We start from the raw sequence: 12121 nt of genomic DNA, 5'->3' as shown, positions 1-12121 counted from the left end.
TCGTTACAAAACCTAACTGCGCGCAAGCCAGCGGCCACTTTCGCAGATCACCCGACCCTCCAGCTCCAGTTCGGTGAGGCTCGCCAGCACCTGGCACAGGCTCTGACCGCTAGCGATGGCCAAGCCTTCACTGGTCTGGGGCGCCGCATGCAACAGCGCCACCAGTGGGTGGGTTACCGCCACCGGCGCGGGCCGCGATAACGCCTGCCAACCGCGCAACCCTTCAAGGATGTGTTCGATGGTTTCCACCAGCACCGCCCCGTCACGGATCAGTTGGTGGCAGCCCCTGGCACCTGGATGATGAATCGACCCCGGTATTGCATACACCTCGCGCCCCTGCTCGGCGGCCAGGCGCGCGGTGATCAGCGAGCCGCTGGCGACGCTGGCCTCCACCACCAGGACCCCCAGGGACAGGCCACTGATAATGCGGTTGCGCCGAGGGAAGTTGCCGGCCTGGGGACCGGCGTCCAGCGGGAACTCGGAAACCACCGCGCTGCCTTGGGCAATCATCGCCTCGGCGAGCCGGCGGTGGCGCTGTGGATAAAAATTTTCCAGGCCGGTGCCCAGCACGCCGATAGTCTGACCCCCGACATCTAATGCTGCCTGGTGGGCCGCCCCGTCGATACCCAGGGCCAGGCCGCTGGTAATGACAAAACCGGCGCTTGCCAGGCTGCGGGAAAAGGCCGCCGCCGTATCCATTCCGGGCCGGGAAGCGCGGCGGCTGCCGACCATGGCCAACTGCGGTTTTTCCAAGATAGCGGGGCTGCCGGCTACGAATAACAACGGTGGTGCATCATCCAGCTCGGCCAGCAAGGCTGGGTAATCGGGTTGGTCCCACATCAGCAAATGCTGGGCCGGACGCTCTAGCCAGGCCAATGCGACGCTGGCGCCATCGCGCACTTGCACGCTGCGCCGGGCTTCGGCACAGGCCGCCGGCAACCCCAGCGAACGCCAGGCACTGGCCGGGGCGCCGAGGGCTTTCGAGGCGCAGCCAAAGGCCTCGATCAATGTCTTGAAACGCCTGGGACCGAGCTCCGGCATGCGATGCAAACGCAGGCGGGCTTCCAGCTCGGCGGGGGAAATATCCGGGGTATGGATTACTGACATATGATCATCCTTGATCAGGAACAAGCTGTGGATAACTCTGTTGGTAACTTCTGTAGCAGGCTAATTATTGCAGCGGGTCATCGCCGCCCAACCGGCCACTGCATTTTGAAGACGAGTAGCGATTTCCTCATGGGCGCAATCTCCTTTATTATGTCGGTTCGCGTGAAATGCCTTGGCCTTCGCGGCCTGCGAGCGTTTCACACCGGTCGTGCGGGTTGTCCCGAGGCCGATTTGCCTTTACCTCACATGTGCAGCAATTACGCTTATGGCTATTTTGAACATCCTCGAATTCCCGGACTCGCGCCTGCGCACTATCGCCAAACCGGTGGCCGTAGTGGACGACAAGGTTCGTCAGTTGGTCGATGACATGTTTGAAACAATGTATGAAGCCCCGGGCATCGGCCTCGCCGCGACCCAGGTCAATGTGCACCTGCGCGTGGTGGTCATGGACCTGTCCGAAGACCGCAGCGAACCGATGGTGTACATCAACCCCGAGTTCGAGCCGCTGACCGACGAGATGGGCGAGTATCAGGAAGGCTGCCTGTCGGTGCCGGAGTTCTACGAGAACGTCGAGCGCCCGCTGCGCGTCAAGATCAAGGCCCTGGACCGTGACGGCAAGCCCTTCGAGCTGATTGCCGAAGGCCTGCTGGCCGTGTGTATCCAGCACGAGTGCGACCACCTCAACGGCAAGCTGTTCGTCGATTACCTGTCCACGCTCAAACGCGACCGGATCAAGAAGAAACTGGAAAAGAAGCATCGCCAGCAAGCTTGATTCCCTTCTTCCAAAGGCTTGCTCCGGCAAGCCTTTTTCTTTTGTGAGACGTTTCCCATGACCGAGCCACTGCGCATCGTTTTTGCCGGCACCCCCGAATTTGCCGCCGAACACCTCAAGGCCCTGCTTGCCAGCCCTTATGAAATCGTCGCGGTGTACACCCAGCCGGATCGCCCGGCCGGCCGTGGGCAAAAACTGATGCCCAGCCCGGTCAAGCAACTGGCCCTGGAGCACGGCATCGTCGTGCTGCAACCGCCCACCCTGCGCAACGCCGAAGCCCAGGCTGAACTGGCCGCGCTGAAGCCGGACCTGTTGGTGGTGGTGGCCTACGGCCTGATCCTCCCGCAAGCCGTGCTGGATATCCCGCGCCTGGGTTGCATCAACAGCCACGCCTCGCTGCTGCCACGCTGGCGCGGTGCCGCGCCGATCCAGCGCGCGGTGCAAGCCGGTGACGCCGAAAGCGGCGTGACGGTGATGCGCATGGAAGCCGGCCTCGACACCGGGCCGATGCTGCTCAAGGTCACCACGCCCATCACCGCGCAAGACACCGGCGGCAGCCTGCACGACCGCCTGGCCGAGCTGGGCCCGCCTGCGGTGATCCAGGCCATTGCCGGCCTTGCGGCTGGCACCTTGGAAGGCGAAGTGCAGGACGACAGCCTCGCCACCTACGCCCACAAGCTGAACAAGGACGAAGCGCGCATCGACTGGAGCCGCCCGGCCGTGGAGCTGGAACGCCTGGTACGGGCGTTCAACCCATGGCCGATCTGCCACAGCACCCTCAATGGCGAAGCCTTGAAAGTCCTCGCCGCCAACCTGGCCGAAGGCCACGGCGCCCCCGGTGAAATCATCGGTGCCAGCAAGGAAGGCCTGTTGGTAGCGTGCGGGGAGCAGGCCTTGTGTCTGACCCGTCTGCAATTACCCGGTGGCAAGGCGCTGAACTTCAGCGATTTGTTCAATAGCCGTCGTGAGAAATTTGCCCCCGGCATCATCCTCGGAGTGGACGCTTGATGAACCCGCGTTTGGCCGCCGCCAAGGCCCTGGCCGCCGTGCTCAATGGCAAGGCTTCCCTGAACAGCTCGTTGCCGGTGCAACTGGATAAGGTCGAAGACCGTGATCGCGGCTTCACCCAGGACCTGGCATTTGGTACCGCGCGCTGGCAGCCGCGTCTATCGGCGCTGGCGGCCAAGTTGCTGCAAAAGCCATTCAAGGCAGCCGATGCCGACGTCGAGGCGCTGCTGCTGGTGGGGCTTTACCAGTTGCTCTACAGCCGCGTGCCGGCCCACGCCGCCATCGGCGAAACCGTGGGCTGCGCCGACAAGCTGAAAAAACCCTGGGCCAAGGCCTTGCTCAACGCCGTGCTGCGCCGCGCCCAGCGCGAAAGCGAGGCATTGCTGGCCGAGCTGGAACACGACCCGGTAGTGCGCACCGCACACCCGCGCTGGCTGCAAAAATCCCTCAAGGCGTTCTGGCCCCAGCAGTGGGAAGCCATCTGCGCCGCCAACAATGCGCACCCGCCGATGATTCTGCGGGTCAATCGCCGCCACAACAGCCGCGATGCCTATCTCACGCTGCTGGCAGATGCCGGCATCAACGCCAGCGCCTGTGTGTACAGCCAGGACGGTATCGTCCTCGAAACGGCTGGCGATGTACGCAGCCTGCCAGGCTTTGCCGAAGGCTGGATCAGCGTGCAGGACGAAGCCGCGCAACTGGCCGCCGACCTGCTCGACCTAGCGCCCGGCCAACGGGTGCTGGACGCCTGCTGCGCGCCTGGTGGCAAGACCTGCCACATCATGGAAGTCCAGCCCAACCTGGCCGGCGTGGTGGCCGTGGATCTGGAAGCCAAGCGCCTGGTGCGGGTGCGCGAAAACCTCGCACGCCTGGGCCTGGAAGCTGAGTTGATTGCCGCCGACGGTCGCGACACCGCCACCTGGTGGGATGGCAAACCGTTCCAGCGCATCCTGCTCGACGCACCGTGCTCTGCCACCGGGGTGATCCGCCGCCACCCGGATATCAAACTGACCCGCCAACCCGACGACATCGCCGCCCTGGCTGTGCTGCAAGGCGAGCTATTGGACGCGCTGTGGCCGACACTGGAAGTCGGTGGCATCCTGCTCTACGCCACCTGCTCGACCTTGCCCACCGAGAATACCGAAGTGATCCAAGCCTTCCTTGCCCGCACCAGCGGCGCGCGGGAGTTGGACATTGCCACCACGGCCGGCATCAAGCAGCCCCATGGCCGCCAGCTGCTGGCGCAGGAAGGCGGGCACGATGGCTTCTATTACGCCAAGCTGATCAAGATTGCCGCTGCACGCGGTTGAATGGTTTTTAAGGGAGTGACCGGATGAAGATCATCATCCTTGGCGCAGGGCAGGTCGGCGGTACGCTGGCCGAGCATTTGGCCAGTGAAGCCAACGACATTACCGTGGTCGACACCGACGCCGAACGCCTGCGTGGCCTGGGGGATCGCCTGGATATCCGGACGGTCCAGGGCCGTGCCTCGTTCCCCACCGTGCTGCGCCAGGCCGGCGCCGACGACGCCGATATGCTGGTGGCGGTGACCAATAGCGACGAGACCAATATGGTCGCCTGCCAGGTCGCCCACACCCTGTTCCACACCCCGACCAAGATCGCCCGAGTGCGTGAAGCGGCCTACCTGACCCGCGCCGGGCTGTTCGACAACGACGCGATTCCGGTGGACGTGCTGATCAGCCCGGAGCAGGTGGTCACCCACTACATCAAGCGCCTGATCGAAATCCCCGGTGCACTGCAGGTGATCGACTTCGCCGAAGGCAAGGCGCAACTGGTGGCGGTCAAGGCCTACTACGGTGGGCCTCTGGTGGGCCAGCAACTGCGTCAACTGCGCGAACACATGCCGAATGTGGAAACCCGCGTGGCCGCGATTTTCCGCCGCGACCGGCCGATCCTGCCCCAGGGCGACACAGTGATCGAAGCCGACGACGAAGTGTTCTTCATCGCCGCCAAGGCCAACATCCGTGCAGTGATGAGCGAAATGCGCCGGCTCGACGAGAGCTACAAACGCATCGTCATCGCCGGCGGCGGGCAGATCGGCGAGCGCCTGGCCGAGGCTATCGAAAGCCGCTACCAGGTGAAGATCATTGAGATGAGCCCGGCACGCTGCCGGCATTTGTCCGACACCCTCGACAGCACCGTGGTACTGCAAGGCAGCGCTTCGGATCGTGACCTGCTGATGGAAGAGAACATCGCCGACGCCGATATCTTCCTGGCCCTGACCAACGACGACGAGGCCAATATCATGTCGTCGCTGCTGGCCAAGCGGCTGGGGGCGAAGAAGGTCATGACGATCATCAATAACCCGGCCTATGTGGACCTGATCCAGGGCGGCGACATCGACATTGCCATCAGCCCGCAATTGGCCACCATCGGCACGTTGCTGGCCCACGTGCGGCGCGGCGATATCGTCAGCGTGCACTCACTGCGCCGGGGCGCGGCGGAAGCCATCGAGGCGATTGCCCACGGTGACTCCAAGTCGAGCAAGGTGATCGGCCGGGCGATCCGCGATATTGGCTTGCCACCGGGCACCACCATTGGCGCGATCATTCGGGATGAAGAAGTGATCATCGCCCACGACGACACGGTGATCGCCACGGGGGACCATGTGATTCTGTTCCTGGTGGATAAAAAACATATCCGCGATGTGGAGAAACTGTTCCACGTGGGGTTGAGCTTCTTCTGATCAAGTGGAGTGATTGAAATGCTCGAATCCCTGGAAAAAATGCTCGCCAAGGGTGTGGATAACTCGCTGCTGCGCTTTGGTTTGGGCAAGGGTTATCTGGACCTGAAAGACAACGCCAAGGCGGCCGAGCATTTAAGCAAGTGCGTCGGCTTTGATCCGAAGTATTCAGCAGCGTGGAAGCTGTTGGGCAAGGCGCATGCTGCGCTGGGCGATAAAGACGCGGCACGGCAGGCGTGGGAGCAGGGGATTGCAGCGGCCCAGGCCCATGGCGACAAGCAGGCCGAAAAAGAGATGACGGTGTTCCTGAAAAAACTCGACCGCCAAGCCTGAATGGAGATCACAACTGTGGGAGCGGGCTTGCTCGCGAATGCGGAGTCTCAGCCACTGAATGTGTAGCTGATACACCGCATTCGCGAGCAAGCCCGCTCCCACATTGGTTTCGCATCGACCTTGAATCAGTCGCGAATCAGTACCACCGCGCCTCGCCCGGCGGGCGTTTCTTGAAGCGCTTCATGCTCCACATGTACTGGCTCGGGTAAGCACCCACATAACGCTCCACCACCTTGCTCATCGCCGCGCAGGACGTGGCCGTGTCGGTGCTGTACATATCTTCCGGCGCCGCTTCCAAAATCACTTTGTAGCCCGAGCCATCCGGCAGCCGCAGGGCATGCAGGAATACCCCGACCGCCTTGTGACCGGCGAGCATGTTCGGCACGAACTTGCTGGTCAGCGCCTGGGTGGCGAAGAACGGCACGAAGATCCCGGCCGACTCTGCCGGCTCCGGGTCAGCGGGAATCCCCACCTGGCCGCCCTTGCGCACTTCCTTGATGACACTGAGGATGCCTTCTTTGGTGGAGGCCGCCACCCGGTTGCCCAACTGCACGCGTTGCTTGCGCAGCAGGTCATCCACCGCCTTGAGCTTGGGCGGGCGGTAGAAAATGATCGGTTTGCACTGGCTGCAATAGAAGTGGTTCAACACTTCCCAGTTGCCCAGGTGGCTGGTGATGCCTACCACGCCCTTGCCTGAGGCCAGGGCTTGCTGCAGCACTTCCAGGCCTTCGACTTCGCGCACCAGGTCGATGGAACGCTGGGCCGGCCAGATCCAGGCGCAGGCGCTTTCGGTCAGGGACTTGCCGATGTCCATCAGGCTTTGGCCGACCAGGCGCTCACGCTCGATCGGGTCCATGTCGGGGAAGCACTTGGATAGGTTGATCCGCACCGTATCGCGGGAGCGGTTGGGGGTTTTCCACATGATCCAGCCAATGGCCGTACCCACCGCCTGGACGGCGCGCCAGGGCAGCAGGGCAAACAATCGCAGAGCGCCTACCAGCAAGGCGCCTTTTAACTTTTCCACAGGTCACTCCTGATGTTGTGCGGTGCGCAAAGTGCGCCATTCTACCCGGCGTTGACCAAGTCCGCGTAACGGTCGCAATCCTGAGTGTGGTCCATGACCATGCCCGAGGCCTGCATGAACGCATAGCAGATGGTCGGCCCGACGAACGTGAAGCCGGCTTTCTTGAGCGCTTTGCTCATGGCTTCGGCCTCTGGCGTAATCGCCGGAACCTGGCTGCGATCCTTGAAATGATTGACCTTGGGCACGCCGCCGACAAACGCCCAGAGCAACCCCACCGGGTCTTCCAGCGCCAGCCAGGCGGCGGCATTGCGCCGGGTGGCATTGAGTTTCAAGCGGTTGCGCACGATGCCTGGGTCGAGCATCAACTGCTCGATCTCGGCATCACTCAACTGCGCCAGGCGCTGGGGATCAAAACCGAACAAGACCTTTCGATAATGCTCGCGTTTGCGTAAAACGGTGATCCAGGACAGGCCCGCCTGGAACCCTTCGAGCAAAAGCAACTCGAACAAACCCTGCGCATCGCGCAGCGGCGTTCCCCACTCCTGATCGTGATAAGCCATGTACAGCGGATCTTCAGAACACCAAAAGCAGCGTGGCATAAGGCTCCAGGGAGTGGTGGCAAGGCCGAATCGGGTATACTGCCGCCCTTTAAATCGCAGCCCAAGTAACAGGTGAATTTTGTGAGCCAGCCTACGCCAGCCGTGCGTACCTTCCAAGACTTGATCCTCGCCCTCCAGCAATACTGGGCCGAGCAAGGTTGTGTGGTACTTCAGCCCTACGATATGGAAGTAGGCGCCGGCACTTTCCACACCGCAACATTCCTGCGGGCCATCGGCCCGGAAACCTGGAACGCCGCTTATGTGCAGCCCAGTCGTCGCCCGACTGACGGCCGCTACGGCGAAAACCCCAACCGCCTGCAGCACTACTATCAGTTCCAGGTCGTCCTCAAGCCAAACCCGGACAACTTCCAGGAGCTGTACCTGGGCTCGCTGAAACATGTCGGCCTGGACCCGCTGGTCCACGATATCCGTTTCGTCGAAGACAACTGGGAGTCGCCAACCCTGGGCGCCTGGGGCCTGGGCTGGGAGGTCTGGCTCAACGGCATGGAAGTGACGCAGTTCACTTACTTCCAGCAAGCGGGCGGCATCGAGTGCTACCCGGTGACCGGCGAGATCACCTACGGCCTGGAACGCCTGGCCATGTACCTGCAGGGCGTGGACTCGGTCTACGACCTGGTATGGGCTGACGGCCCGTTCGGCAAAGTGACTTATGGCGATGTGTTCCACCAGAACGAAGTGGAGCAGTCGACCTACAACTTCGAACACGCCAACGTCGAGAAGCTGTTCGAACTGTTCGACTTCTATGAAAGCGAAGCCAAGCGCCTGATCGAACTGGATCAACCGCTGCCGTTGCCAAGCTATGAAATGGTCCTGAAGGCATCCCATACCTTCAACCTGCTGGACGCTCGCCGTGCCATCTCGGTAACCGCGCGCCAGCAATACATCCTGCGTGTACGCACCCTGGCGCGTTCCGTCGCCCAAGCCTACCTGCTGGCTCGCGCCAAGCTGGGCTTCCCGATGGCCACCCCGGATTTGCGTGATGAAGTGTTGGCTAAGCTGGAGGCTGCACAATGAGTGCTCAAGATTTCCTGGTTGAACTGGGCACCGAAGAGCTGCCACCCAAGGCCCTCAACACCCTGGCCGACGCATTTCTGGCCGGTATCGAAAAAGGCCTGCAGACTGCCGGCCTGAAGTTTGAAGCCAAGAAGGTCTACGCCGCGCCACGTCGCCTGGCGGTGTTGCTGACCGCGCTGCAAACCCAGCAGCCGGACCGCAACATCAACCTCGACGGCCCGCCACGCCAGGCCGCTTTCGATGCCGAAGGCAACCCGACCCAGGCCGCCCTGGGTTTTGCCAAGAAGTGCGGCGTCGAGCTGAGCGAAATCGACCAAAGTGGCCCGAAACTGCGTTTCAGCCAGGTCATCACCGGCAAGCCGACCGCCAGCCTGCTGCCGACCATCGTTGAAGACTCCCTGAACGACCTGCCGATCCCCAAGCGCATGCGCTGGGGTGCACGCAAGGAAGAGTTCGTCCGTCCGACCCAATGGTTGGTAATGCTGCTCGGTGATCAAGTCATCGATTGCACTATCCTCGCCCAGAAGGCCGGCCGCGACTCCCGTGGCCATCGCTTCCACCACCCGCAAAACGTGCGCATCGGTTCGCCGGCCAGCTACCTCGAGGACCTGCGTGCAGCCTATGTGCTGGCGGATGCCAACGAGCGTCGCGAGCTGATCAGCAAGCGCACCGAAGAGCTGGCTCGTTTGCAGGAAGGCACCGCCATCGTGCCGCCAAGCCTGCTCGACGAAGTAACCGCGCTGGTCGAGTGGCCGGTGCCGCTGGTGTGCTCGTTCGAAGAGCGCTTCCTCGATGTGCCACAAGAAGCCTTGATCACCACCATGCAGGACAACCAGAAGTACTTCTGCCTGCTGGATGTGGACGGCAAATTGCTGCCGCGCTTTATCACCGTGGCCAACATCGAAAGCAAGGACCCGCAGCAGATCATCGCCGGTAACGAAAAAGTCGTACGCCCGCGCCTGACCGATGCCGAGTTCTTCTTCAAGCAAGACAAGAAGCAGAAGCTCGAAGACTTCAACCTGCGCCTGCAGAACGTGGTGTTCCAAGAAAAACTTGGCAGCGTCTACGACAAGGCTGTGCGGGTTTCCAAGCTGGCGGCCTACATCGCGCCACGCATTGGCGGCGATGCGGCCTTGGCCGCCCGCGCGGGCCTGTTGTGCAAATGCGACCTGGCCACCGAGATGGTCGGCGAGTTCCCGGAAATGCAAGGTGTTGCCGGTTACTACTACGCGCTCAATGACGGCGAGCCTGAAGACGTCGCCCTGGCCTTGAACGAGCAGTACATGCCACGCGGTGCTGGCGCCGAACTGCCGACCACCCTGACCGGCGCGGCCGTAGCCATCGCTGACAAGCTGGATACCCTGGTGGGGATCTTCGGTATCGGCATGTTGCCCACCGGCAGCAAAGACCCGTATGCCCTACGCCGTGCGGCCCTGGGCGTGCTGCGCATCCTGATCGACAAGAAGCTGGACCTGGACCTGACCCAGGCCGTGGTGTTTGCAGTTGGTCAGTTCGGGGCCAAGGTCAAGCAAGCCGGTTTGGCCGAGCAAGTGCTGGAGTTCGTGTTCGACCGCCTGCGTGCGCGCTACGAAGACGAAGGCGTGGACGTTTCCGTCTACCTGTCGGTGCGTGCCCTGCAACCGGGTTCGGCACTGGACTTCGACCAACGAGTGCAGGCCGTACAAGCCTTCCGCAAGCTGCCGGAAGCCGATGCCCTGGCCGCCGTGAACAAACGTGTGTCGAACCTGCTGAGCAAGGCCGAAGGCCTGGGCACCGGCGACGTCGATCCTGGCCTGTTTGCCGATGCCAAGGAGTTCTCGCTGAACTCGGCTATCGCCAAGGCAGAAAACGCAGTGAAGCCGCTGATCGCCGAACGCAACTACGCCGAAGCACTGGCGCGCCTGGCCACCTTGCGTGAGCCGGTGGATGCGTTCTTCGAAGCGGTGATGATCAATGCCGAAGATGCTGGCGTGCGGAAAAACCGCTACGCCATGCTGGCGCGTCTGCGCGGTTTGTTCGTCAACATCGCTGACATTTCGACGCTGAGCTGATCATGTTGAAACTGCTGATTCTCGATCGGGACGGGGTGATCAACTATGACTCCGACGCTTACATCAAGTCGGTAGAGGAGTGGATCCCGCTGCCCGGCTCGATCGAGGCCATCGCGCAGTTGAGCAAGGCCGGCTGGACGGTAGCCATTGCTACCAACCAGTCCGGCATCGCCCGCGGCTACTACGACATCGCCACCCTGGACGCCATGCACGCGCGCTTGCGCACGTTGGTGGCAGAGCAGGGCGGTGAGGTGGGGCTGGTGGTGTATTGCCCCCACGGGCCGGACGAGGGTTGCGATTGCCGCAAACCCAAGCCTGGCATGTTGAAAATCATTTCAGAACATTACAAGGTGCCCCTGGCTGGGATATGGTTCGTCGGGGACAGTCTCGGTGACCTGGAGGCGGCCAAAGCCGTCGACTCTCAGCCAGTTTTGGTAAAGACCGGAAAAGGCGAAAAGACCCAGGCGAAAAACCTGCCGGTAGGCACCTTGATTTTTGACGATCTGGCGGCGGTTGCCGCAGAACTTATCAACAACTAGTCGCCCTCGACTTCCTGACCAAGGATTGTTCGGGAGTGCACTTTTAACAGGCGGGCGTTGTCCCGCAACGGTAAATGCTGCCATGTCGATTTTGCAGGCCATCAGAACCTTCTTCTTTTACCTGCTGCTGGGCACCAGTTCGTTTCTCTGGTGCACCCTGAGCTTTTTTATTGCGCCCTTTTTGCCATTCAAGGCGCGCTATCGCTTTATCAACGTCTATTGGTGCCGCTGCGCGTTGTGGCTGACCAAGGTGTTCCTGGGCATCCGTTTCGAGGTCAAGGGCGCCGAGAATGTCCCGGACCAGCCGTGCGTGATCCTGTCGAACCACCAGAGCACCTGGGAGACGTTTTTTCTTTCTGCCTACTTCTCGCCCCTGAGCCAGGTGCTCAAGCGTGAGTTGCTGTTCGTACCGTTCTTTGGTTGGGCCATGGCCATGCTGCGCCCGATTGCCATCGACCGCGACAACCCCAAGGCCGCGCTCAAGCATGTGGCCAAGAAAGGTGACGAACTGCTCAAGGACGGCGTTTGGGTCCTGATCTTCCCTGAGGGCACCCGCGTTCCCTTTGGCACGGTCGGCAAGTTCTCCCGGGGCGGTACGGCACTGGCGGTCAACGCCAATCTGCCGGTGCTGCCGATTGCCCACAATGCCGGCAAGTTCTGGCCCAAGGAAGGCTGGGCCAAGCGCAAGGGCACCATCACTGTGGTGATCGGCGAGCCGATGTATGCCGAAGGGGAAGGACCGCGTGCAATTGCCGCGCTCAATGACCGCGCTGCAGCCTGGAATGAAGCGCAGCAACGGGCCATGGGTTCGCTGCCGCCACTGCCGGTTGCCGAAGACCGCGCGGTGATCTGACGTTCTGTGGATAACCTGTGTACGGTTTGTTGGCGAAAAGCAGTTTTTGGCTTATAGGCTTATGATTTGATTACATATTTCTTAAGCTAATAAAAC

General features: G+C 61.8%; 12 protein-coding genes. 9 read left to right on the top strand and 3 right to left on the bottom strand.

What is annotated here, in order from left to right:
• Window positions 1–12 precede the first annotated feature (12 nt).
• Window positions 13–1107 (bottom strand): DNA-processing protein DprA, encoded by a 1095-nt coding sequence (gene dprA / locus GDV60_RS00970; RefSeq protein ID WP_159906003.1) that lies wholly within the window; start codon window positions 1105–1107, stop codon window positions 13–15.
• 265 nt (window positions 1108–1372) lie between these two features.
• Between dprA and def the strand changes: the two genes are divergently transcribed.
• From def to GDV60_RS00945, 5 genes are read left to right on the top strand one after another with little or no spacing between them, the layout of a single operon-like run.
• A complete protein-coding gene (gene def, locus GDV60_RS00965; protein ID WP_029290229.1) occupies window positions 1373–1879 on the top strand; it encodes a peptide deformylase in 507 nt (168 codons plus the stop codon).
• 57 nt (window positions 1880–1936) lie between these two features.
• Complete coding sequence (gene fmt, locus GDV60_RS00960; protein WP_070996598.1) at window positions 1937–2887, top strand: methionyl-tRNA formyltransferase; 951 nt, start codon at window positions 1937–1939, stop codon at window positions 2885–2887.
• Window positions 2887–4197 (top strand): 16S rRNA (cytosine(967)-C(5))-methyltransferase RsmB, encoded by a 1311-nt coding sequence (rsmB, locus tag GDV60_RS00955; RefSeq protein WP_029290224.1) that lies wholly within the window; start codon window positions 2887–2889, stop codon window positions 4195–4197. Before fmt ends, rsmB begins: the two co-directional genes overlap by 1 nt.
• A gap of 23 nt (window positions 4198–4220) precedes the next feature.
• A complete protein-coding gene (trkA, locus tag GDV60_RS00950; RefSeq protein WP_029290222.1) occupies window positions 4221–5594 on the top strand; it encodes a Trk system potassium transporter TrkA in 1374 nt (457 codons plus the stop codon).
• Window positions 5595–5612: 18 nt separating this feature from the next.
• The gene (locus GDV60_RS00945; protein WP_092232380.1) at window positions 5613–5924 is read left to right on the top strand and encodes a tetratricopeptide repeat protein; all 312 of its coding nucleotides are present in this window, start codon (window positions 5613–5615) and stop codon (window positions 5922–5924) included.
• A 136-nt stretch (window positions 5925–6060) separates the two neighbouring features.
• Here the strand turns inward: GDV60_RS00945 and GDV60_RS00940 are convergent, their stop codons facing one another.
• Entirely contained in the window at window positions 6061–6948 is an 888-nt protein-coding gene (locus GDV60_RS00940; RefSeq protein ID WP_070996605.1) for a lysophospholipid acyltransferase, read from the bottom strand.
• Between the two features lie 41 nt (window positions 6949–6989).
• Window positions 6990–7547, bottom strand: coding sequence for a DNA-3-methyladenine glycosylase I (locus GDV60_RS00935; protein ID WP_159906001.1), 558 nt, complete (start codon window positions 7545–7547; stop codon window positions 6990–6992).
• Between the two features lie 81 nt (window positions 7548–7628).
• On the opposite strand from GDV60_RS00935, the gene glyQ reads away from it, so the two are divergent.
• From glyQ to GDV60_RS00915, 4 genes are all read left to right on the top strand, one after another.
• Window positions 7629–8582, top strand: coding sequence for a glycine--tRNA ligase subunit alpha (glyQ, locus tag GDV60_RS00930; protein WP_003213601.1), 954 nt, complete (start codon window positions 7629–7631; stop codon window positions 8580–8582).
• A complete protein-coding gene (glyS, locus tag GDV60_RS00925; RefSeq protein WP_029290211.1) occupies window positions 8579–10633 on the top strand; it encodes a glycine--tRNA ligase subunit beta in 2055 nt (684 codons plus the stop codon). Before glyQ ends, glyS begins: the two co-directional genes overlap by 4 nt.
• Window positions 10633–11172 (top strand): D-glycero-beta-D-manno-heptose 1,7-bisphosphate 7-phosphatase, encoded by a 540-nt coding sequence (gene gmhB, locus GDV60_RS00920; protein ID WP_169870889.1) that lies wholly within the window; start codon window positions 10633–10635, stop codon window positions 11170–11172. Before glyS ends, gmhB begins: the two co-directional genes overlap by 1 nt.
• Window positions 11173–11254: 82 nt before the next feature.
• On the top strand, window positions 11255–12025 hold the full coding sequence (locus GDV60_RS00915; protein ID WP_029290207.1) for a 1-acyl-sn-glycerol-3-phosphate acyltransferase: 771 nt from the start codon (window positions 11255–11257) through the stop codon (window positions 12023–12025).
• Window positions 12026–12121: the final 96 nt, after the last annotated feature.

The sequence above is a fragment of the Pseudomonas sp. DTU12.1 genome, from assembly GCF_009873475.1.
Lineage (GTDB): Bacteria > Pseudomonadota > Gammaproteobacteria > Pseudomonadales > Pseudomonadaceae > Aquipseudomonas > Aquipseudomonas proteolytica.
The sequence above is the reverse complement of the archived record's forward strand: the minus strand, read 5'-3'. Positions and strand labels throughout refer to the sequence as shown.

What these genes read in the sequence shown, in the direction of transcription:
- dprA (WP_159906003.1), bottom strand. Translation starts at nt 1,107, where the DNA reads ATGTCAGTAATCCATACCCCGGATATTTCCCCCGCCGAGCTGGAAGCC.
- def (WP_029290229.1), top strand. Translation starts at nt 1,373, where the DNA reads ATGGCTATTTTGAACATCCTCGAATTCCCGGACTCGCGCCTGCGCACT.
- fmt (WP_070996598.1), top strand. Translation starts at nt 1,937, where the DNA reads ATGACCGAGCCACTGCGCATCGTTTTTGCCGGCACCCCCGAATTTGCC.
- rsmB (WP_029290224.1), top strand. Translation starts at nt 2,887, where the DNA reads ATGAACCCGCGTTTGGCCGCCGCCAAGGCCCTGGCCGCCGTGCTCAAT.
- trkA (WP_029290222.1), top strand. Translation starts at nt 4,221, where the DNA reads ATGAAGATCATCATCCTTGGCGCAGGGCAGGTCGGCGGTACGCTGGCC.
- GDV60_RS00945 (WP_092232380.1), top strand. Translation starts at nt 5,613, where the DNA reads ATGCTCGAATCCCTGGAAAAAATGCTCGCCAAGGGTGTGGATAACTCG.
- GDV60_RS00935 (WP_159906001.1), bottom strand. Translation starts at nt 7,547, where the DNA reads ATGCCACGCTGCTTTTGGTGTTCTGAAGATCCGCTGTACATGGCTTAT.
- glyS (WP_029290211.1), top strand. Translation starts at nt 8,579, where the DNA reads ATGAGTGCTCAAGATTTCCTGGTTGAACTGGGCACCGAAGAGCTGCCA.
- GDV60_RS00915 (WP_029290207.1), top strand. Translation starts at nt 11,255, where the DNA reads ATGTCGATTTTGCAGGCCATCAGAACCTTCTTCTTTTACCTGCTGCTG.